General features: G+C 59.1%; 12 protein-coding genes and 7 pseudogenes. 10 read left to right on the forward strand and 9 right to left on the reverse strand.

The genetic code is table 11. The features are described 5' to 3' along the window. Positions 1-698: 698 nt before the first annotated feature. Positions 699-1,727 carry an IS30 family transposase gene (locus PSH88_RS19855; RefSeq protein WP_305422207.1) on the forward strand — a complete coding sequence of 343 codons (1,029 nt, stop codon included), beginning with the start codon at positions 699-701 and terminating at the stop codon, positions 1,725-1,727. A 287-nt stretch (positions 1,728-2,014) separates the two neighbouring features. Here the strand turns inward: PSH88_RS19855 and PSH88_RS19860 are convergent, their stop codons facing one another. The 3 genes and pseudogenes from PSH88_RS19860 to PSH88_RS30545 all read right to left on the reverse strand — a co-directional run. After that, positions 2,015-2,290 carry a type II toxin-antitoxin system RelE/ParE family toxin gene (locus PSH88_RS19860; RefSeq protein WP_305422208.1) on the reverse strand — a complete coding sequence of 92 codons (276 nt, stop codon included), beginning with the start codon at positions 2,288-2,290 and terminating at the stop codon, positions 2,015-2,017. Next, positions 2,290-2,562, reverse strand: a complete 273-nt coding sequence (locus PSH88_RS19865) for a CopG family ribbon-helix-helix protein (RefSeq protein WP_305427032.1) — start codon at positions 2,560-2,562, stop codon at positions 2,290-2,292. Before PSH88_RS19865 ends, PSH88_RS19860 begins: the two co-directional genes overlap by 1 nt. A 503-nt stretch (positions 2,563-3,065) precedes the next feature. Continuing rightward, positions 3,066-3,167, reverse strand: a pseudogene (locus PSH88_RS30545) (restriction endonuclease); the annotation flags it as partial. A 743-nt stretch (positions 3,168-3,910) separates the two neighbouring features. On the opposite strand from PSH88_RS30545, the gene PSH88_RS19870 reads away from it, so the two are divergent. The 5 genes and pseudogenes from PSH88_RS19870 to PSH88_RS19890 form a co-directional block, all read left to right on the forward strand. Beyond that, positions 3,911-4,741: a hypothetical protein gene (locus PSH88_RS19870; protein ID WP_305422210.1), complete on the forward strand. Its 831-nt coding sequence runs from the start codon at positions 3,911-3,913 to the stop codon at positions 4,739-4,741. A 95-nt stretch (positions 4,742-4,836) separates the two neighbouring features. Next, positions 4,837-6,004 (forward strand): IS91 family transposase gene (locus PSH88_RS19875; RefSeq protein WP_305483331.1). Its coding sequence is split into 2 segments (ribosomal slippage): positions 4,837-4,901 and positions 4,900-6,004, totalling 1,170 coding nucleotides; the frame shifts between segments, so codons are not numbered across the junction. 923 nt (positions 6,005-6,927) lie between these two features. Beyond that, the gene (locus PSH88_RS19880; RefSeq protein ID WP_305422211.1) at positions 6,928-7,434 is read left to right on the forward strand and encodes a hypothetical protein; all 507 of its coding nucleotides are present in this window, start codon (positions 6,928-6,930) and stop codon (positions 7,432-7,434) included. 59 nt (positions 7,435-7,493) lie between these two features. Continuing rightward, positions 7,494-8,543, forward strand: a pseudogene (locus PSH88_RS19885) (IS91 family transposase); the annotation flags it as partial. Between the two features lie 96 nt (positions 8,544-8,639). Continuing rightward, positions 8,640-9,062 (forward strand): annotated as a pseudogene (locus PSH88_RS19890) (IS30 family transposase); the annotation flags it as partial. Positions 9,063-9,113: 51 nt separating this feature from the next. Here PSH88_RS19890 and PSH88_RS19895 read toward each other — a convergent pair. The 4 genes and pseudogenes from PSH88_RS19895 to PSH88_RS19910 form a co-directional block, all read right to left on the reverse strand. Then, positions 9,114-9,818 carry an IS6 family transposase gene (locus tag PSH88_RS19895; RefSeq protein WP_305422213.1) on the reverse strand — a complete coding sequence of 235 codons (705 nt, stop codon included), beginning with the start codon at positions 9,816-9,818 and terminating at the stop codon, positions 9,114-9,116. Positions 9,819-9,891: 73 nt separating this feature from the next. Beyond that, positions 9,892-10,937 (reverse strand): annotated as a pseudogene (locus PSH88_RS19900) (IS91 family transposase); the annotation flags it as partial. A gap of 54 nt (positions 10,938-10,991) precedes the next feature. After that, complete coding sequence (locus tag PSH88_RS19905; protein WP_305422214.1) at positions 10,992-11,555, reverse strand: hypothetical protein; 564 nt, start codon at positions 11,553-11,555, stop codon at positions 10,992-10,994. A gap of 696 nt (positions 11,556-12,251) precedes the next feature. Next, positions 12,252-13,316: pseudogene (locus PSH88_RS19910) on the reverse strand (IS91 family transposase); the annotation flags it as partial. Between the two features lie 151 nt (positions 13,317-13,467). Between PSH88_RS19910 and PSH88_RS19915 the strand changes: the two are divergent. The 4 genes and pseudogenes from PSH88_RS19915 to PSH88_RS19930 all read left to right on the forward strand — a co-directional run. Next, positions 13,468-13,827 (forward strand): annotated as a pseudogene (locus PSH88_RS19915) (IS6 family transposase); the annotation flags it as partial. Between the two features lie 896 nt (positions 13,828-14,723). Next, positions 14,724-15,362 carry a hypothetical protein gene (locus PSH88_RS19920; RefSeq protein ID WP_305422216.1) on the forward strand — a complete coding sequence of 213 codons (639 nt, stop codon included), beginning with the start codon at positions 14,724-14,726 and terminating at the stop codon, positions 15,360-15,362. Positions 15,363-15,457: 95 nt separating this feature from the next. Continuing rightward, positions 15,458-16,625 (forward strand): IS91 family transposase gene (locus PSH88_RS19925; RefSeq protein WP_305483331.1). Its coding sequence is split into 2 segments (ribosomal slippage): positions 15,458-15,522 and positions 15,521-16,625, totalling 1,170 coding nucleotides; the frame shifts between segments, so codons are not numbered across the junction. Between the two features lie 927 nt (positions 16,626-17,552). Further along, entirely contained in the window at positions 17,553-18,590 is a 1,038-nt protein-coding gene (locus tag PSH88_RS19930) for a hypothetical protein (protein ID WP_305422218.1), read from the forward strand. Between the two features lie 784 nt (positions 18,591-19,374). Here PSH88_RS19930 and PSH88_RS19935 read toward each other — a convergent pair. Continuing rightward, positions 19,375-20,402, reverse strand: a pseudogene (locus PSH88_RS19935) (IS30 family transposase). A gap of 702 nt (positions 20,403-21,104) precedes the next feature. Continuing rightward, the gene (locus PSH88_RS19940; RefSeq protein ID WP_305483333.1) at positions 21,105-22,112 is read right to left on the reverse strand and encodes an IS110 family RNA-guided transposase; all 1,008 of its coding nucleotides are present in this window, start codon (positions 22,110-22,112) and stop codon (positions 21,105-21,107) included. Between the last annotated feature and the right edge of the window lie 87 nt (positions 22,113-22,199).

Here is a 22,199-nt window from a genome sequence, read left to right on the forward strand (position 1 = left end):
GGGCTCGGGAGTTCCGCTGATTCAGCGCGCCTTGTGAAATGGTCTGCCCCGGATGCCTCGGATCCGCCACATGCGTGCCTGCACCGCGTGAGGACGAGGCGCCTGATTGTGAAGGGGCAGGATAAGGCTCGCTGCGTGCGGTTTGAGCGGGCCGTGTCCGGCTACGCCCAGGAACGCCCGTCGAGGCGGCCGAGCGGTCGTGGGAAAAGACCGTGGACTGGGTGCTGACCGAGGCGCCGGAGGGCAGCGGTGCACCGGAAGAGTCCGGAGGGCTGTTTTGTCTGATAAGGGCCTCGGTCAACTGACTCCGTGAATATTGTGTGGCCAGATGGGTGGAAACTGATGGTTGTTGCCCGCTAAAGACAGAGGATGCTTGACCATGTGTCGAGGCAGGGAGCATTCGCTTTTTACCCTTGCCTGTGGAAGAGCTCGCCCTCGTTGCCTGGCTTGCCGAGGGGGCGGCCATCGCAGGGGTTGATTCAGGATCAGGTACATTGGAATGGAAGCCTGCATCCTCACCTGGCACCGGTTCGTTTGGCAGCTGACGCTTCAGGTTATCAATCTGCCGATCAACTGCGCCGTCCATGTTGGCCAGGGACGCTCTTTGTCCTTCTAGCTGCGCAATTTTCTGAAAGATATCCAGGGCGGCGGCAAAAACTGAGTGCAACACCTGACCTTTCCGGTACGGTGCAGCCCCTATGTCTTATTCCGAACTCAGCGTTGAAGAGCGCGCCACCATTCAAATCGGTCATGCCCAAGGCTTCAGCCTGCGTAGGATTGCCTGCTTGATCACCCGATCCCCTTCGACCATCAGCCGGGAGCTGCGCCGCAATCGAGATGCCTGCGGCGGCTACTCGGCCCGTGTGGCCCAGCGGCAGATGCAGGCCCGCCGCCAGGTTTGTCGACCGATGCGAAAGCTGTTGCCGGGTAGCGAGCGCTTCAAGTTGGTGGCTCATATGCTGCGTGAGCGTTTGTCTCCCGAGCAGATTGCCGGCAAGCTGCGCAGCATGAACATTCCCAGCCTCAGAGATGCCTACGTCTGTCGCGAGACGATCTATAACGCGATCTATGCCTTGCCGGTCGGCGAGCTGCGTAAGGAGCTGATCATCTGTCTGCGCCAAAGCAAGACAACACGCAGGCCGCGCTCTGGTGGCGTGGATCGGCGCGGCCAGATTCCCGAGATGGTCAGCATCCATGTGCGTCCGCCGGAGATTGAAGACCGTCTGATGCCGGGGCATTGGGAAGGCGACCTGATCAAGGGTAAGGCCAACGCCTCGTCCGTAGGCACGTTGGTGGAGCGCACCAGTGGCTACCTGATGCTGGTGAAGATGAATGATGCGACGGCAACCTCGGCGATGGAGGGCTTCAGTGCAGCGCTCAATGGCATGCCACTGGCAATGCGCAAGAGCATGACCTACGACCAGGGCCGGGAGATGGCGCGACACGCCGAGATCACCCAGAAAACCGGCATCGCGATTTACTTCTGCGACCCGCACAGCCCCTGGCAGCGCGACAGTAACGAAAACATCAATGGCCTGATCCGCCAGTACCTGCCCAAGGGCACGGACTTGTCGGGACACAGCCAGGAAGAACTGGATGCCATTGCCTTGCAACTGAATATGCGCCCCCGTAAACGCTTCGATTTCAAATGTCCGATCGAAATGATGAGTGAGGTGATGCAAAAGGCCATGGCTATGCGGCACGATGCGCCCACTTCAATCCAATAACCGTGTTGCACTCAGCTCCTGCAACCGCCATTACTAAAACGGGGCATGGCCAACATACTCTTCGGCAAAGTGCTCATGCGTTAGATATACTTAATTATCATAACTCAAAAAATATAAATATACATATTGTTGAAGTTCAAAGATCTATTTTGGCAGTAAAAGCAAGTTATGGTTCCCTAGAGATTACATCAATGGATTAAGTGTAGCGGCTCGCGTTTATCCTGTTTTTCAGCTCAGATTATCTGCAAATGACGGACTGGTTTAGGTAGGAATCCCGTCCTGCCAAGCTATCGATACTCGCGGGTGTGCCACAAACGCAGTAGGTAAATGGTGGAATCGACTATCTCGTAGCGCATCTCGTAATGACCGACCTGAATTCGCCGCACGTCACGAGGCTCGAACTCTTCCAGACGTTCGCCAATGCGTGGATTGGCCAGCAGCGTGATTGGTGTAGCCGTCAGTTGCTGTACTGTTCGTGCGGCAGCAGGCTGATTCACCGCTGCCAGAAACTCGTACAACCGGGCAATGTCGGAAAGCGCCTTACTTGTCCACTTCAATTCCATCAGCGCGGTACCGGCAACGGCGTTTCGGTGCTGAGGCTATCAGCCCAGGCCTGGACAGCGTGGTGGTCAATCACGCGACCAACATCCACATCGGCCAAGGCTTCACGGGTAAGTCGACTGCGTTCTTCTTCCTGATCTATCCAAGCAGATAGAGCCTGTTTGACGATCCAGTTCTTGGAGCGCTCCAGACGCTCAGCCATCAAATCGACTTTCTCGGCCAGTTGCACAGGGACGTGGGCTGTCACTGATCGGGTTTTCACGGTTGCCATGATGGCTACTCCTAATATGGTTTATTTAGCCAAAATATACATCAATTTGAGTCAATGATAATAATTTTGAACCATCAAGCTAAGCGTCATATTGAGGTATACCCCAGATTGACAGTCAGGCCACCGGGTAAATCGCGCCAATTTAGGATGGCCATGCCCATTGATTGACACTGCTTGCTCAGGGTCTAAGACTTCAAATTGACAGAGCAGTTGAAACAATAATGACCACTCGTCATTTGCAGATAGCGTGAGCCCGTCGCGATTAAACGCGAGCCGGTGCCGTGGAATGCAAGCTAATTTGCAATTAATGTGAGCCCGAGCATTCCGTCATTTGCAGATAATCTGAGCCGAAAAACGGAATGAATGCGAGCCTGCGTGTTTTCAAACGCGAGCCGCTACAGCTAGTTGTCGCTCGATGGTATCTTTACCGAGCCGGTACGACGGCTGCAATTGGCTTAACGTACTTTGAAATCCCTTTTCTGAGGCGACCCCGACTTCAAACCCCTTTAATAGCCTCGTTCTTCATCGAAGTAGTCGCTATCCAGTTTCGGCAACTTGAGCAGCCGCGACGTAACTCCGACTTCGTGATCCATCATCAGATTAACAAGCAGACCATTAAGCACAGGGCGTTCCAGAAGAAAATCACTGGCGCAGTATCGCTTAAATCAGATTCGCGGAATTTGATGCGTAAGCCCTGCTCACCACCCGAGGACTCCGGCACTCTACACCCTCCGTCGATTGTCCCATGCCCTGGAACCCAACTCGCCCCCCAGACCACTCAAACATCCCTGCCCTATGCCTATGCCTATGCCTATGTCCGTAGGATTCGGTCTAACGATCTTACGCAGAAGCTGCCTGCTACTTATCCCATAAGGAGAAAAAAGTGCGCCCCCTTTCCCCACATTCTGCATACCTCGCCGCGTACCTGGCAGAAGAAAATACGACCGATATTTCGCAACGCACCACGATCATCAACGACCTCCGCACTCCTGGGGGCCAGAGAAACTTAGAAGCCGAGTATCCGCAATCGGATTTTAAACGAAGCGGTGGGCCAAAAGAGCCCGCAGCGTACACCGAACAGGACGTGAAACGGCACGTGGATCAGTACCAGGCAAGCCGAAACCTTGCTTCCGGGTCCTCGATGCAGTCAGCCCCCCCGCCCACCGAGTGGGAAGCACCGCGCAGGTCGGTTTCACCTGACTCAAGAACCTATCTGAGTAAAGTGTCGCTAGAGGCGTTCCGTCGCGACAACACACCGAAAATGCTGAATGATTTGAATTCGATGCGGGCTCAGCGCGGACTCCACAATGATTATACGCTCGATGACTTAAAACCCGTCATAGCAGGCAGATTGAGTAATGAGAAGGATGCGTATGAAGCAGCGCAACGGCTTCGTGCTTTGGATCAGGGAGAGAGTCGGTCGGGCTTCTCGGGGCCAGCCCTGCCATCGGGCAGCACGGTAAGCAGCGCACCCTACCAGGTGCCCTCCCTGTCCTCTCGGTCGGGGCCAACGTCCGAAGGCCAGCCGCCAAAACGGCGAGGTGCCACGGATAATCAGATCAACGCGCACCTGCACAACGACGACGGGTCGTTGAGAACTGCGAGTAACGTCGCCAGCGCCCTGCACGCCGCCGGATTGGGGGCAGAGAATGGGCGTATCACGGCCCGGCTGCAGGCCGCCGGGGGGGCACGGAAACTGCCCGGCGCCACGGATGCTCAGATCGACGCGCACCTGCACAACGACGACGGGTCGTTGAGAACTCAAAGTGCCGTCGCCAGCGCCCTGCACGCCGCCGGATTGGGGGCAGATCAGGGGCGCATCGCGGCGGCGCTGCGGGCCGCCGGGGGGGCACGGCACCTGCGCGGCGCCACGGATGCTCAGATCAACGCGCACCTGCACAACGACGACGGGTCGTTGAGAACTCGCCGCGGCGTCGTCAGCGCCCTGCACGCCGCCGGACTGGGGGCAAGTACGGCGCGCATCACGGCCCGGCGGCAGGCCGCCGGGGGGGCACGGCACCTGCGCGGCGCCACGGATGCTCAGATCAACGCGCACCTGCGCAACACCGACGGGTCGTTGAGAACTCAAAGGGCCGTCGCCAGCGCCCTGCACGCCGCCGGATTGGGGGCAGATACCACGCGCATCAGGGCCCAGCTGCAGGCCGCGCGTGGACCGCAATAGTCTGGATGGCCCGCTGACGTGAGGGGCACTGTCCTAACCGCTCGACGCCACTCCATAGCCCGTTCCAGCCGGTCCGCTGGCTTCAAACCCCGCCTTTGAAAAACCTGTTCACGGCCAACGGCGGCTGGCCAGGGTTGCTGGAGGGCAGCGGTCTACGCCATCGAAGTGGAATCGGTGAGCAAAATGCTGGCCAGCGGCACCTCGATCCTGGGCGTGAAGCACTGCACCTGCGGCAGTGGGCACTGCCCGCACGTCAAATACCGGTGCAACACCTGCCACTGCCGAGCCTGTCCTTCGTGCGGCAAAAAAGCCACCGATCAGTGGATGGCCGTTCAACACAACCGCTTGCCCGACTGCGCCTGGTACCACCTGGTGTTTACGCTGCCCGACACGCTGTGGCCGCTGTTCTTTCACAACCGTGCTCTGCTCGATGCGCTGTGCCGCCTGGCGGCGGACAACCTGTTGTATGCCGCCAGGCGGCGAGGTTTGCGCATCGGGCTGTTTGGCGCGCTCCACACCTACGGCCGACGGCTTAACTGGCACCCTCACGTGCACCTCTCGGCGACTGCTGGTGGCCTGGATGGGCAGGGCGTCTGGAAAAACCTGGCGTTTCATGAAAAGGCGATGCGCCGGCGCTGGATGTGGAATGTGCGCAACTACCTCTTGGAGCAATGGGGCCAGCTCGTGTTGCCGCCGGAATTAGCGCACATCACCTGCGAAAGCGACTGGCGCCGCCTGGTGCTCACTGCGGGCGGCCAACACTGGCACATCTACCGGTCGAAGAAGACGGAAAACGGGCGAAAGACCGTGAATTACCTGGGCCGTTACCTGAAGAAGCCTCCGATCTCGGGCAGTCGCCTAGCGCATTACACATCGGGCGCGACGCTGAGCTTCACCTACCTGGATCACCGCACGCAGACCTATCAGCAGGAGTCGCTGAGCCAGGCCGACATGCTGCGCCGGGTGGTGCAGCACATCCCGCAGAAGCATTTCCGGATGATCCGCTATTTCGGCTTTCTGGCCAACCGGGTGTGTGGGAAATACCTGCCGCAGGTATACGAAGCCCTGAAGATGGCAAAGCCGGGGCCGACGCCAAAGCTGTATTTCGCACAGATGGCGAAAGCGTTTTTAAATGTCGATCCGTTCAGCTGCGTGCTGTGCGGCGCGCGGATGGTGTACACGGCGGCGATCAGTGGGCTGACAGTGAAGGGGCTGGTTACCCATGCCCACGCGATCGCGCGGATGAGGTATGTGCGGGCTTGATGCGGGAGAGGTGCGTCCGAAATCTGGAAAAGGTAGAGAAAAGTCGCTTTCGGCCCCTTTTTCGACGCGGGCGATGGGTGAAAAACATTTTTCCCTGACATCGACGCCACGTTGGAAAAGTTCGATGATGCCTTTTCAGCTCATGACCTTGGTTAGGAATTATTGAATTTCCTATACATCAAGCAGACCATTAAGCAGGGCGTTCCAGAAGAAAATCACTGGCGCAGTATCGCTTAAATCAGATTCGCGGAATTTGATGCGTCAGCCCTGCTCACCACCCGAGGACTCCGGCACTCTACACCCTCCGTCGATTGTCCCATGCCCTGGAACCCAACTCGCCCCCAGACCACTCAAACATCCCTGCCCTATGCCTATGCCTATGCCTATGTCCGTAGGATTCGGTCTAACGATCTTACGCAGAAGCTGCCTGCTACTTATCCCATAAGGAGAAAAAAGTGCGCCCCCTTTCCCCACATTCTGCATACCTCGCCGCGTACCTGGCAGAAGAAAATACGACCGATATTTCGCAACGCACCACGATCATCAACGACCTCCGCACTCCTGGGGGCCAGAGAAACTTAGAAGCCGAGTATCCGCAATCGGATTTTAAACGAAGCGGTGGGCCAAAAGAGCCCGCAGCGTACACCGAACAGGACGTGAAACGGCACGTGGATCAGTACCAGGCAAGCCGAAACCTTGCTTCCGGGTCCTCGATGCAGTCAGCCCCCCCGCCCACCGAGTGGGAAGCACCGCGCAGGTCGGTTTCACCTGACTCAAGAACCTATCTGAGTAAAGTGTCGCTAGAGGCGTTCCGTCGCGACAACACACCGAAAATGCTGAATGATTTGAATTCGATGCGGGCTCAGCGCGGACTCCACAATGATTATACGCTCGATGACTTAAAACCCGTCATAGCAGGCAGATTGAGTAATGAGAAGGATGCGTATGAAGCAGCGCAACGGCTTCGTGCTTTGGATCAGGGAGAGAGTCGGTCGGGCTTCTCGGGGCCAGCCCTGCCATCGGGCAGCACGGTAAGCAGCGCACCCTACCAGGTGCCCTCCCTGTCCTCTCGGTCGGGGCCAACGTCCGAAGGCCAGCCGCCAAAACGGCGAGGTGCCACGGATAATCAGATCACCGCGCGCCTGCACAACGACGACGGGTCGTTGAGAACTCGCCGCGGCGTCGCCAGCGCCCTGCACGCCGCCGGATTGGGGGCAGATCAGGGGCGCATCGTGCCGGCGCTGCGGGCCGCCGGGGGGGCACGGCGTCTGCGCGGCGCCACGGATGCTCAGATCAACGCGCACCTGCACAACGACGACGGGTCGTTGAGAACTAAAAGGGCCGTCGCCAGCGCCCTGCAGGCCGCCGGATTGGGGGCAGATACATGGCGCATCACGGCCCGGCTGCAGGCCGCGCGTGGACCACAATAGTCTGGATGGCCCGCTGACGTGAGGGGGCACTGTCCTGGCCGCTCGACGCCACTCACTCCATAGCCCGTTCCAGCCGGTCCGCTGGCTTCAACCCCCGCCCTTTGAAAAACCTGTTCACGGCCAACGGCGGCTGGGCAGGGTTGCTGGAGGTCGGCGGTCTACGCGCCATCGAAGTGGAATCGGTGAGCAAAATGCTGGCCTGCGGCACTTCAATCCTGGGCGTGAAGCACTGCACCTGCGGCAATGAGTGTTGTCCGCATGTCAAATACCGGTGCAATACGTGCCATTGCCGGGCCTGTCCCTCGTGCGGCAAAAAGGCCACCGATCAGTGGATCGCTGTCCAACACAACCGCTTGCCTGACTGTGCCTGGTACCACCTGGTGTTTACGCTGCCCGACACGCTGTGGCCGTTGTTCTTTCACAACCGAGGCCTGCTCGATGCGCTGTGCCGGCTGGCCGCCGACAACCTGCTGTATGCCGCCAGGCGGCGAGGCTTGCGCGTCGGGCTGTTTGGCGCGCTCCACACCTACGGTCGGCGCCTCAACTGGCACCCTCACGTACACCTTTCGGCCAGCGCCGGCGGCCTGGATGAGCAGGGTGTCTGGAAAAACCTGTCATTTCACGAAAAGGCGATGCGCCAGCGTTGGATGTGGAATGTGCGCAATTATCTTTTGGGGCAGTGGGGTCAGATCACGCTACCACCAGAGCTGGCCCACATCACCTGCGAAAGCGACTGGCGCCGCCTGGTGCTCACTGCGGGCGGTCAGCACTGGCATATCTACCGGTCGAAGAAGACGGAAAACGGGCGAAAGACCGTGAATTACCTGGGCCGTTACCTGAAGAAGCCTCCGATCTCGGGCAGTCGCCTAGCGCATTACACATCGGGCGCGACGCTGAGCTTCACCTACCTGGATCACCGCACGCAGACCTATCAGCAGGAGTCGCTGAGCCAGGCCGACATGCTGCGCCGGGTGGTGCAGCACATTCCGGAGAAGCATTTCCGGATGATTCGGTATTTTGGTTTTCTGGCCAACCGGGTGTGTGGCCGACAGCTACCGCGCGTTTATGAAGCGCTGAAAATGGAGAAGCGGGGTAAAGCGCCAAAGGTCCCTGAATTCATAGAATAAGTGCAACGCTTGAAACGAGAGGCAGAGAGCCAGCCACCGGTAGAATCCAGGCTCTCACACCAAAGGATTCAAGCGCAGATGACCACGCCTTACCGGCAGCTGACTCAGGGCCAACGTTACCAGATTGAGGCAGGCCTGAGGGCCAAAGAGAGCCAAGCCAGCATCGCTAAACAGGTGGGCGTGCATCCTTCGACGATCAGCCGTGAGGTTCGCCGTAACAGCCCTGAAAAGATTTACCTGGCGGTTTGTGCGACCCATGAAAGTGATGCTCGGCGAGCCGGAGCGCGTAAGTTTTGCAAGCCGCTTACCTGGCTGAGCCATCACCTGGCGATATGGCTCAAGCATGGGATGAGCCCGGAACAGATTGCTCATCGGTTGAAGCAAGAGAGGCCGGATCAGACGGTCAGTCATGAGTGGATTTATCGGTTTATTGCTACCGACAAACGGGGCGGCGGCGAGCTGTATACGTATCTTCGGCACCGTCGAAAACGCTACCGTAAAGGCACTGTTGCAAATAGGATCCTGAGCAGTGGTTTGCTCTTCAAACAGGGCTCAGAGGCCGAAAAGCCTATTCACCAGGCGCACTTCGCCCTGGGGGTGCCCGTAATACCAGGACGCTGCCTGACCTTTGCGAAGGGCTCGCAGGGTTTCTATTCCTTTTATCGTTGCATACGCCGTTTTACGGGATTTGAAACCCAGCATGGGATTGATGATGCGCTTGAGTTTTCCATGATCGCACTCAATGGCGTTGTTCAGGTACTTCACCTGTCGCTGCTCCACGTCCGGAGGGCATTTGCCTTCCTGCTTCAGCCATACCAGCGCTTTGGCATAGGTGGGCGCCTTGTCGGTATTGATGACTTTAGGGATTTCCCACGCCTTCAGAGGCTTGAGCGTCTTGCGTAAAAACCGGTAGGCGGCTTGGGTGTTGCGACGGGGGGACAGGTAAAAATCGAGGGTATGGCCGCGGTTATCCGTGGCCCTGTACAGGTAAAACCATTTCCCCGAGACCTTGACATAGGTTTCATCGAGGCACCAGGAGCGCAAATCTGTAGGGTGATGCCAGTACCAACGCAGACGTTTTTCCATCTCCGGCGCGTAATGCTGAACCCAACGATAAATCGTGGTGTGGTCGACATTGACGCCGCGTTCGGCGAGCATCTCCTGCAGCTCACGGTAGCTGATGCCATATTTGCAATACCAGCGTACGGCCCAGAGAATAATGGGACCCTGAAAATGCCGACCATGGAAAGGGTTCATACGCGCCTCCTTCAGTCCAAGGTAGGCTTTAGCTTAACTCCACTATTTGCAACAGTGCCCCGTAGGCTGCCCTCTTGGGCGCTTTGCCGCGCGCCTCCATCTTCAACGCTTCGTAAACCCGTGGTAACTGCTGACCACACACCCGATTAGCCAGAAAACCAAAATACCGAATCATCCGAAAGTGCTTTTCCGGGATGTGCTGCACCACCCGGCGCAGCATGTCCGTCTGGCTCAGCGACTCCTCCTGGTAGGTCTGCGTGCGGTGATCCAGGTAGGTGAAGCTCAACGTCGCACTGGAGGTGTAATGCGCCAGGCGGCTGCCCGAGATCGGCGGTTTTTTCAGGTAACGGCCCAGGTAAATTCACCGTCTTTCGCCCGTTTGCCGTCCTCTTCGACACATAGACGTGCCAATGCTGGCCGCCGGCGTTGAGTATCAAGTGTCGCCAGTCATTTTCGCTTTGCAGGTGAGTGTTTTCGGGCGGTACCGTGAGGTGCTCCCATTGGCCCAGCAGGCACTGGCGCACATTCCACATCCAGCGCCGGCGCATCGCCTTTTCATGAAACGCCAGGTTTTTCCAGACGCCCTGCTCATCCAGGCCACCGGCGGTCGCCGAGAGGTGCACATGGGGACTCCAGTTGAGCCGCCGACCGTAGGTGTGGAGCGCGCCAAACAGCCCGATGCGCAAACCTCGCCGCCTGGCGGCGTACAACAGGTTGTCCGCCGCCAGGCGGCACAGCGCATCGAGCAGAGCACGGTTGTGAAAGAACACCGGCCACAGCGTGTCGGGCAGCGTAAACACCAGGTGGTACCAGGCGCAGTCGGGCAAGCGGTTGTGTTGGACGGCGATCCACTGATCGGTGGCTTTTTTGCCGCACGAAGGACAGGCCCGGCAGTGGCGGGTGTTGCACCGGTATTTGACGTGCGGGCAGTGCCCATTGCCGCAGGTGCAGTGCTTCACGCCCAGGATCGAGGTGCCGCTGGCCAGCATTTTGCTCACCGATTCCGCTTCGATGGCGTAGACCGCTGCCCTCCAGCAACCCTGCCCAGCCGCCGTTGGCCGTGAACAGGTTTTTCAAAGGGCGGGGTTTGAAGCCAGCGGACCGGCTGGAACGGGCTATGGAGTGGTGTCGAGCGGTTAGGACAGTGCCCCTCACGTCAGCGGGCCATCCAGACTATTGCGGTCCACGCGCGGCCTGCAGCGGGGCATCGATGCGCACGACACCTGCCCCCAATCCGGCGGCGTGCAGGGCGCTGGCGACGTCGCTCCGAGTTCTCAACGACCCGTCGTCGTTGTGCAGGTGCGCGTTGATCTGAGCATCCGTGGCGCCGCGCAGACGCCGTGCCCCCCCGGCGGCCTGCAGCCGGGCCGTGATGCGCTTGGCACCTGCCCCCAATCCGGCGGCGCGCAGGGCGCTGATGACGTCCTTGTGAGTTCTCAACGACCCGTCGTCGTTGTGCAGGTGCGCGGTGATCTGATTATCCGTGGCACCTCGCCGTTTTGGCGGCTGGCCTTCGGACGCTGCCCCCGACCGAGAGGACAGGGAGGGCGCCTGGTAGGGTGCGCTGCTTACCGCATGAGCGGGCCGGTTCCGGCTAGGCCCGGGAACGCCTGTTGAGGTGCCGGCCGAGCCGTCGTGGGAAAAGACCATGGACTGGGTACTGACCGAAGCGCCCGACGGCAGCGGTGCACCGGAAAAGTTCTGAGTACTGCTTTTTGTAATCAGGGCCTGGGTCAACTGACCCCGTGAGGATTGCGCGGCCAGTTGGCTGGGAGATGGCTGTTGCCCGCTGGCAGAGGACGCTTCCGCGTGTGCCGAGGCAGGCGGAGGGCCGGGCAGGTTTACGGATATAGCTCCCGAAAGGTCACGCAAATTAGCGCTAACGATGTCGTATTGGGATTGATCGTTTAATCGCGTGTTGATGGTTAACTCGGCCCTGGTTAAATTGGCAATGCTCATAGGATTGCCACCCACTGGTGGGCTGACCGACGCCTGATAGGTAGCCTCCATACCGCTGGTAGATTGAAGCCGAAAAGAGTCGTCCTGTAGAGCGTTGCGTACCAGCGATGCAACACGTTGATGATCGAGGTTGGGCTGGGTTACAACCTGATCTAAAGCCAGGCCCGCATTGAGGCTCAATCGGGAAAGAGAAATTCTACCGGGATGGACAGGCTGAGCCTGAGAGCCCGACGCTTCTGGGGGGTGAGCGGAATTGACTGATGCGGTGTAGTGCTGGGAAGGGCTACCTGATCGGAGGGGATCCATGGTGGTCTGGGCCTGTTCTGAGTGATTGAATCGGCCGCACGAAACGACCTGGATCCGAGTAGGTGGTCACAAGGGCTTAGGGGGTTCCGAAGGCGGGGGGGGAACACGCGGGCCAGGCAACATGGCTGTGAAGTGGGCACGGACCCATTTGCAGCCGTAGGCTGCCCTCTTGGGCGCTTTGCCGCGCGCCTCCATCTTCAACGCTTCGTAAACCCGTGGTAACTGCTGACCACACACCCGATTAGCCAGAAAACCAAAATACCGAATCATCCGAAAGTGCTTTTCCGGGATGTGCTGCACCACCCGGCGCAGCATGTCCGTCTGGCTCAGCGACTCCTCCTGGTAGGTCTGCGTGCGGTGATCCAGGTAGGTGAAGCTCAACGTCGCACTGGAGGTGTAATGCGCCAGGCGGCTGCCCGAGATCGGCGGTTTTTTCAGGTAACGGCCCAGGTAAATTCACCGTCTTTCGCCCGTTTGCCGTCCTCTTCGACACATAGACGTGCCAATGCTGGCCGCCGGCGTTGAGTATCAAGTGTCGCCAGTCATTTTCGCTTTGCAGGTGAGTGTTTTCGGGCGGTACCGTGAGGTGCTCCCATTGGCCCAGCAGGCACTGGCGCACATTCCACATCCAACGTCGACGCAGGGCGGATTTGTGAAACGACAGATTTTCCCAGGCACCGCCTTCATCGATCCCTCCCGAGGTGGCAGAGACATGGATGTGCGGATGCCAGTTAAGCCGTCGGCCATAGGTATGGATCGCGCAAAACACCCCGATATCCAATCCTCGGGATCGGGCGGCATACTGCAAATTGTCGACGGCCAGGCGGCACAGGGCATCGAGTAAATGACGGTTATGAAAAAACAGTGGCCACAGGGTGTCGGGCAGCGTGAACACCAGGTGTTGCCAGGCACAATCGGGCAAGCGGTGGTGTTGGACGGCCATCCACTGATCGGTGGCTTTTTTGCCACAGGATGGACAGGCCCGGCAGTGACAGGTGTTGCACAGGTATTTGACGTGAGGGCAGTTGTCGTTACCGCAGGTGTAGTGCTTTACACCCAGGATCGGGTGGCGCAGGCGAGCATTTTGGTGATCGACTCGACTTCGATATCGCGCAGGCCACCCTCATCCAGAAGGTTGGCCCAGCATTGGTTAGCGGTGAACAGATTTTTTAGCGGCCGGGGTTTGTAGGCAGGAATCATCTGAAGCAGAAGCGTTGGGTAGGTGGGCTTTATGATGATCGATTACAGCTGCCATGACAAAGCGCAGCCCCGTGGTAGCTCTGATGGGCAACTCGGTTTTCCTGATGCTATGCGATAGCAAGAACGGGCGATTTGCAGCCGCAGGCTGCCTAGTTCTTTAAATTCCGTTTTCTGAAGCGACCCCAAGTACCTCTACCGCGCCGTCGACAAGCACGGCAAGACCGTCGATTTCCTGCTGACGGCAAAGCGCGACATGGCTGCGGCCAGGCGCTTCTTCGACAAGGCCATTAAAGCGAACGGCGAGCCGGATAAGGTCGCGATGGACAAGAGCGGCGCTAAAAAGGCCGCAATCGATGCGATCAACACCGCTCGCAACGTGCTCATTCTGGTGCGCCAGGTTAAATACCTCAACAACATCGTCGAGCAGGACCATCGCGCCATCAAGCGGGTGACCAGGCCGATGCTCAACTTCAAATCGTTCCGGTGCGCCAACTGCGTGCTCGCCGGAATCGAACTGATTCACATGATCCGCAAGGGCCAGTTCGCTATTGATGGCACCGACGCAAGTAAGCCGACAACACGGCCCGGTGCTACGGATGAGCAAATCAACGCGCACCTGCATAACGACGACGGATCGTTAAGAACTCGCAGCGACGTCGCCAGCGCCCTGCACGCCGTCGGATTGGGGGCAGGTGCCAAGCGCATCGCGGCCCAGCTGCAGGCCGCGCGTGGACCGCAATAATCTAGATAACCCACTTGCGTCCAATTATTTTTAATCATTTTACGTTTGCTAAGCCACTCACAAGACGTAGACATGCGTCTTGTGCGTGAGTTCTTAGACTAGCTCTACGTATTTGGACACCCCCAGCACTTCGCAGGAACAACTATATGCACCCCCTATCGCCTTACTCACCCAGTTACGTTTACCCTATGCCGGACATGGAACAATCTCGTAACTTGCCACAAAATGCACCGTCACAAGCGACCCACACGGGCGCACGCCCTGCGGCAAATAGGGATATCTCTCAGGAAATTGCGCAGCTAGAAGGACAAAGAGCGTCCCTGGCCAACATGGACGGCGCAGTTGATCGGCAGATTGATAACCTGAAGCGTCAGCTGCCAAACGACCCGGTGCCAGGTGAGGATGCAGGCTTCCATTCCAATGTACCTGATCCTGAATCAACCCTTGCGATGGCCGCCCCCTCGGCAAGCCAGGCAACGAGGGCGAGCTCTTCCACATGCGGGGGTAAAAAGCGAAGGCTCCCTGCCTCGACATATGGTCAACCATCCTCTGTCTTAAGCGGACAACAACCATCGATTTCCAGCTATCAAGCCGCGCAATCTTCACGGGGCCAGCGGGCACCAGCCACGATGGGGCAAAACAATCCTCGGAATTCAGGTCCGCTGCTGCCGTCGAGTGCCTCGGTCAGTACACGGGGCATGGCCTTTTCCCACGATGGCTCGGCCGGCACCTCAACAGGCGTTCCCGGGCCTAGCCGGAACCAGCCCGCTCATGCGGTAAGCAGCGCACCCTACCAGGTGCCCTCCCTGTCCTCTCGGTCGGGGGCAGCGTCCGAAGGCCAGCCGCCAAAACGGCGAGGCGCCACGGATAATCAGATCACCGCGCACCTGCACAACGACGACGGGTCGTTGAGAACTCACAGGGACGTCATCAGCGCCCTGCAGGCCGCCGGATTGGGGGCAGGTGTCGCGCGCATCGCGGCCCAGCTGCAGGCCGCCGGGTCGGCACGGCGTCTGCGAAGCGCCACGGATGAGCAGATCAACGCGCACCTGCGCAACGACGACGGGGCGTTGAGAACTCACAGGGGCGTCGCCAGCGCCCTGCACGCCGCCGGATTGGGGGCACGTAACGCGCGCATCGATGCCCCGCTGCGGGCCGCCGGGGCGGCACGGCTCCGGTCCAGCGCCACGGATGCTCAGATCAACGCGCACCTGCGCAACGACGACGGGGCGTTGAGAGGTCGTGACCAAGTCGCCAGCGCCCTGCGCGCCGCCGGACTGGGGGCAAGTAGGGCGCGCATCGATGCCCTGCTGCAGGCCGCGCGTGGACCACAATAGTCTGGATGGCCCGCTGACGTGAGGGGCACTGTCCTAACCGCTCGACGCCACTCCATAGCCCGTTCCAGCCGGTCCGCTGGCTTCAAACCCCGCCTTTGAAAAACCTGTTCACGGCCAACGGCGGCTGGCCAGGGTTGCTGGAGGGCAGCGGTCTACGCCATCGAAGTGGAATCGGTGAGCAAAATGCTGGCCAGCGGCACCTCGATCCTGGGCGTGAAGCACTGCACCTGCGGCAGTGGGCACTGCCCGCACGTCAAATACCGGTGCAACACCTGCCACTGCCGAGCCTGTCCTTCGTGCGGCAAAAAAGCCACCGATCAGTGGATGGCCGTTCAACACAACCGCTTGCCCGACTGCGCCTGGTACCACCTGGTGTTTACGCTGCCCGACACGCTGTGGCCGCTGTTCTTTCACAACCGTGCTCTGCTCGATGCGCTGTGCCGCCTGGCGGCGGACAACCTGTTGTATGCCGCCAGGCGGCGAGGTTTGCGCATCGGGCTGTTTGGCGCGCTCCACACCTACGGCCGACGGCTTAACTGGCACCCTCACGTGCACCTCTCGGCGACTGCTGGTGGCCTGGATGGGCAGGGCGTCTGGAAAAACCTGGCGTTTCATGAAAAGGCGATGCGCCGGCGCTGGATGTGGAATGTGCGCAACTACCTCTTGGAGCAATGGGGCCAGCTCGTGTTGCCGCCGGAATTAGCGCACATCACCTGCGAAAGCGACTGGCGCCGCCTGGTGCTCACTGCGGGCGGCCAACACTGGCACATCTACCGGTCGAAGAAGACGGAAAACGGGCGAAAGACCGTGAATTACCTGGGCCGTTACCTGAAGAAGCCTCCGATCTCGGGCAGTCGCCTAGCGCATTACACATCGGGCGCGACGCTGAGCTTCACCTACCTGGATCACCGCACGCAGACCTATCAGCAGGAGTCGCTGAGCCAGGCCGACATGCTGCGCCGGGTGGTGCAGCACATCCCGCAGAAGCATTTCCGGATGATCCGCTATTTCGGCTTTCTGGCCAACCGGGTGTGTGGGAAATACCTGCCGCAGGTATACGAAGCCCTGAAGATGGCAAAGCCGGGGCCGACGCCAAAGCTGTATTTCGCACAGATGGCGAAAGCGTTTTTAAATGTCGATCCGTTCAGCTGCGTGCTGTGCGGCGCGCGGATGGTGTACACGGCGGCGATCAGTGGGCTGACAGTGAAGGGGCTGGTTACCCATGCCCACGCGATCGCGCGGATGAGGTATGTGCGGGCTTGATGCGGGAGAGGTGCGTCCGAAATCTGGAAAAGGTAGAGAAAAGTCGCTTTCGGCCCCTTTTTCGACGCGGGCGATGGGTGAAAAACATTTTTCCCTGACATCGACGCCACGTTGGAAAAGTTTCGATGATGCCTTTTCAGCTCATGACCTTGGTTAGGAATTATTGAATTTCCTATACATCAAGCAGACCATTAAGCACAGGGCGTTCCAGAAGAAAATCACTGGCGCAGTATCGCTTAAATCAGATTCGCGGAATTTGATGCGTAAGCCCTGCTCACCACCCGAGGACTCCGGCACTCTACACCCTCCGTCGATTGTCCCATGCCCTGGAACCCAACTCGCCCCCCAGACCACTCAAACATCCCTGCCCTATGCCTATGCCTATGCCTATGTCCGTAGGATTCGGTCTAACGATCTTACGCAGAAGCTGCCTGCTACTTATCCCATAAGGAGAAAAAAGTGCGCCCCCTTTCCCCACATTCTGCATACCTCGCCGCGTACCTGGCAGAAGAAAATACGACCGATATTTCGCAACGCACCACGATCATCAACGACCTCCGCACTCCTGGGGGCCAGAGAAACTTAGAAGCCGAGTATCCGCAATCGGATTTTAAACGAAGCGGTGGGCCAAAAGAGCCCGCAGCGTACACCGAACAGGACGTGAAACGGCACGTGGATCAGTACCAGGCAAGCCGAAACCTTGCTTCCGGGTCCTCGATGCAGTCAGCCCCCCCGCCCACCGAGTGGGAAGCACCGCGCAGGTCGGTTTCACCTGACTCAAGAACCTATCTGAGTAAAGTGTCGCTAGAGGCGTTCCGTCGCGACAACACACCGAAAATGCTGAATGATTTGAATTCGATGCGGGCTCAGCGCGGACTCCACAATGATTATACGCTCGATGACTTAAAACCCGTCATAGCAGGCAGATTGAGTAATGAGAAGGATGCGTATGAAGCAGCGCAACGGCTTCGTGCTTTGGATCAGGGAGAGAGTCGGTCGGGCTTCTCGGGGCCAGCCCTGCCATCGGGCAGCACGGTAAGCAGCGCACCCTACCAGGTGCCCTCCCTGTCCTCTCGGTCGGGGCCAACGTCCGAAGGCCAGCCGCCAAAACGGCGAGGTGCCACGGATAATCAGATCACCGCGCGCCTGCACAACGACGACGGGTCGTTGAGAACTCACAGCGGCGTCGCCAGCGCCCTGCAGGCCGCCGGATTGGGGGCAAGTAACGCGCGCATCGATGCCCCTCTGCAGGCCGCCGGGGGGACACGGCGTCTGCGAGGCGCCACGGATGCTCAGATCAACGCGCGCCTGCACAACGACGACGGGTCGTTGAGAACTCGCAGCGGCGTCGCCAGCGCCCTGCAGGCCGCCGGATTGGGGGCAGGTGTCACGCGCATCGCGGCCCAGCTGCAGGCCGCCGGATTGGGGGCAGGTGTCGCGCGCATCACGGCCCAGCTGGCCGCCGGGGGGGCTCGGCTCCGGCCCGGCGCCACGGATGCTCAGATCGACGCGCACCTGCACAACGACGACGGGTCGTTGAGAACTCGGAGCGGCGTCGCCAGCGCCCTGCGCGCCGCCGGATTGGGAGCAAGTAGCGCGCGCATCGATGCCCAGCTGCAGGCCGCCGGGGGGGCTCGGCTCCGGCCCGGCGCCACGGATGCTCAGATCGACGCGCACCTGCACAACGACGACGGGTCGTTGAGAACTCACAGCGGCGTCGCCAGCGCCCTGCAGGCCGCCGGATTGGGGGCAAGTACGATGCGCATCGCGGCGGCGCTGCGGGCCGCCGGGGGGGCACGGCTCCTGCGCGGCGCCACGGATGCTCAGATCAACGCGCACCTGCACAACGACGACGGGTCGTTGAGAACTCGCAGCGACGTCGCCAGCGCCCTGCACGCCGCCGGATTGGGGGCAGGTGTCGTGCGCATCGATGCCCAGCTGCAGGCCGCGCGTGGACCGCAATAGTCTGGATGGCCCGCTGACGTGAGGGGCACTGTCCTAACCGCTCGACGCCACTCCATAGCCCGTTCCAGCCGGTCCGCTGGCTTCAAACCCCGCCTTTGAAAAACCTGTTCACGGCCAACGGCGGCTGGGCAGGGCTTTTGCAAAGTAGATCGCATCGCGGAGGATCTGAAAAACGAATCGTTTTGTGTTCGATCCAAGTCCGACTGAACATTACCTCTCCCGAACGGCAACAACTCTTGAGTCTCTCTGATTGATGCATTGGCCTCTCTTAACATTCCTAACTCAACTTCGTTGGGCCGACGATTATCAACCGTGCGAGCAAATACGTAAGCCGCCAGTCGTCGATCAGCATCCGACAACGAAGAGGTGCGTCGACGGCGATCTGAAGTATTGGTGTCTTGGACCGCGCCGAGTTCGGTCGATAACGGGTGGTTTCCTATCACCTGTTTTGCCAATGGTGTACCGGATTGGGTAGAACCTCCATTTTCGACGTCTGCCGCGTTTTCATATACAGGGCTATGGATTGACCGGAAGCCTGAGAGCTCTATTCCCATACGCTCTATATCTCCTGATTTTTTGACGTCAAAGGCGAAGGATGTGTTCTCTGAGTAGCGCACGAACCGTGAGGAGCGACCGCCGAACGGAATTGGTTCCGTAAGCGCTCAACTTGAGACTGTGCGAAGGCAGCACACCCGCTCACTAAATAATGCAGGTATCCACCTCCGCAAACCGGCATTAGTTGCGAATGAAAGCTAGGCGGTTGCAGGAGCTGAGTGCAACACGGTTATTGGATTGAAGTGGGCGCATCGTGCCGCATAGCCATGGCCTTTTGCATCACCTCACTCATCATTTCGATCGGACATTTGAAATCGAAGCGTTTACGGCGGCGCATATTCAGTTGCAAGGCAATGGCATCCAGTTCTTCCTGGCTGTGTCCCGACAAGTCCGTGCCCTTGGGCAGGTACTGGCGGATCAGGCCATTGATGTTTTCGTTACTGCCGCGCTGCCAGGGGCTGTGCGGGTCGCAGAAGTAAATCGCGATGCCGGTTTTCTGGATGATCTCGGCGTGTGTCGCGCCATCTCCCGGCCGGTCGTAGGTCATGCTCTTGCGCATTGCCATGGCATGCCATTGAGCGCTGCACTGAAGCCCTCCATCGCCGAGGTTGCCGTCGCATCATTCATCTTCACCAGCATCAGGTAGCCACTGGTGCGCTCCACCAACGTGCCTACGGACGAGGCGTTGGCCTTACCCTTGATCAGGTCGCCTTCCCAATGCCCCGGCATCAGACGGTCTTCAATCTCCGGCGGACGCACATGGATGCTGACCATCTCGGGAATCTGGCCGCGCCGATCCACGCCACCAGAGCGCGGCCTGCGTGTTGTCTTGCTTTGGCGCAGACAGATGATCAGCTCCTTACGCAGCTCGCCGACCGGCAAGGCATAGATCGCGTTATAGATCGTCTCGCGACAGACGTAGGCATCTCTGAGGCTGGGAATGTTCATGCTGCGCAGCTTGCCGGCAATCTGCTCGGGAGACAAACGCTCACGCAGCATATGAGCCACCAACTTGAAGCGCTCGCTACCCGGCAACAGCTTTCGCATCGGTCGACAAACCTGGCGGCGGGCCTGCATCTGCCGCTGGGCCACACGGGCCGAGTAGCCGCCGCAGGCATCTCGATTGCGGCGCAGCTCCCGGCTGATGATCGAAGGGGATCGGGTGATCAAGCAGGCAATCCTACGCAGGCTGAAGCCTTGGGCATGACCGATTTGAATGGTGGCGCGCTCTTCAACGCTGAGTTCGGAATAAGACATAGGGGCTGCACCGTACCGGAAAGGTCAGGTGTTGCACTCAGATTTTGCCGCCGCCCTTTCTGAAACAGGTAAGGCCACTTTTCGATGGCTACATAACCCGCTTCAGTCGACCAAATCGATGGACCGATGCTGGAGTTAATGGGGCCGAAACAGTTTAAGAGGCACGACACGAGCGTCCTCGGTCTATACGATCTGATTGAGAGGGCCCGCTCGATCGGTAGATTGTTCGGCAGGCTTGCAGCGGTCGAACAACAAGTAAGACGACGGCCTCCTTTGGGCGCAAGCAAATGGGGACCGCCCATTAGCCGGTCTCAAGTCAAGGTTAAAAGCCACCGCACCCTGCAGTTTTTACCTGCAGGGTTTGTCCTTTAACTCAACCTGATCGGTTGAACCCATCGAACCCGTTTCCTCATCATTGGCTACGACCGAGTCGTGCCTGACACCCATGGGGATCAAGCGGTAGCGCTACAGCAAGCACCGCCCTGGCAGTGACCTGCCCCAGAGAAACGTTGGTGCCGCCAATGTGTCCAAAACCTGTCACAGAACTGTGGCTCGTGCACAACACACGTCCAGTCCCAACGGGCTCACTTGGCAGACGACCCGGTTACAACACACTCAGGCGGTGACAGCCGGCCGCCACTCAGATTTTATGGTTCACACCAGTCCCCTTTTGGTTGGCCGGCCATCACCTTAACTCGCCCGTCAGGCGAAACAGCGTTTGGCATCGAAAGGTTGTTTCTCCTTCAGGATGTGATAACTCGCCCGCGCCAGTTTGTGCGCCAGCGCTTTAGTGGCGACCACGCATTGGTCTTGGCTTTCTTTTCTCGAAAAAACGTTTGGCATCGTCACTGAAACGCCGGGCAAAATTAGCCCTTCGATAAAGGCCCAGATCAAGTAAGCGTTGCCGTTCTTGGTGTTACCTTCGCCCTTTTTCTTACCGTTGGAGTAATGCGCACTCTTTACGCATCGGGCATAAGAAGCGAAGTTGCCCACGTCGGCAAAGCGCTCAATATCTCCCGTCTCCAGCATGATGACTGTGGCCAGCACTTCGCCAATTCCTGGCATCGTTTTTAACAACGAAACCGCTGGGCGTAGGCTGACTTCATGCAGCAATCGCTCCTCGAGAAAATCAATTTGCGCCTGCACCGTCTGGATGATGGCGACATTGGCTTTCATCGCCAGAGCCACATCCGTTGGCAGGCCCAGCCTGTCGACGGATGTGGCTGACAGCCCTTTGACTTCATTGCAGCTCAATCGCTGGCCAAACTGGCGCGCCATGATGTTTTCGACGGCCAGAATGTGCTGCGTTCTGCTGCGCACCAACTGAATACGTTTGCGCGCCAGATCACGCAGTGCCCGTTCTTGCGGCGGATGAATATAGCCGGTCGGCAAAATCCCGAGTCGCAGCAAATGCGCGAGGAACGCCGCATCGTCCTTGTCGTCGGAATGCTTTAGCCCGTCGTAGCGTTTCATCGCAACAGGATTGGCCAGTTTGACCTCGAAGCCCGCCGCCTTGAGGCCATCGATCAGCCAATACCAGTTGTACGTCGACTCGACCACGACACCGAGCAGTTCGGCACGGTGCGGTTCGAGCAGCCCGATGATGATCGGCAACTCATTGGGACAGCGCCGACTGACCAGTACCCGGTCCGTTTCGTCGGTAACTACCACAACGCTGTTGTTCGAAGGGTCTATGCCACAGAATTTCATCACGGCCTCCTCACAGCAAAAGACTAAGTTCGCACCTTGAATTTTGCCCCACCTCCGTGAGGTGGGGAGGCCGGCTAGATGATTCTC

The organism is Pseudomonas wuhanensis (assembly GCF_030687395.1).
Lineage (GTDB): Bacteria > Pseudomonadota > Gammaproteobacteria > Pseudomonadales > Pseudomonadaceae > Aquipseudomonas > Aquipseudomonas wuhanensis.

What these genes read in the sequence shown, in the direction of transcription:
- PSH88_RS19895 (WP_305422213.1), bottom strand. Translation starts at nt 9,818, where the DNA reads ATGAACCCTTTCCATGGTCGGCATTTTCAGGGTCCCATTATTCTCTGG.
- PSH88_RS19920 (WP_305422216.1), top strand. Translation starts at nt 14,724, where the DNA reads ATGGCCTTTTCCCACGATGGCTCGGCCGGCACCTCAACAGGCGTTCCC.
- PSH88_RS19940 (WP_305483333.1), bottom strand. Translation starts at nt 22,112, where the DNA reads ATGAAATTCTGTGGCATAGACCCTTCGAACAACAGCGTTGTGGTAGTT.
- PSH88_RS19860 (WP_305422208.1), bottom strand. Translation starts at nt 2,290, where the DNA reads ATGGAATTGAAGTGGACAAGTAAGGCGCTTTCCGACATTGCCCGGTTG.
- PSH88_RS19855 (WP_305422207.1), top strand. Translation starts at nt 699, where the DNA reads ATGTCTTATTCCGAACTCAGCGTTGAAGAGCGCGCCACCATTCAAATC.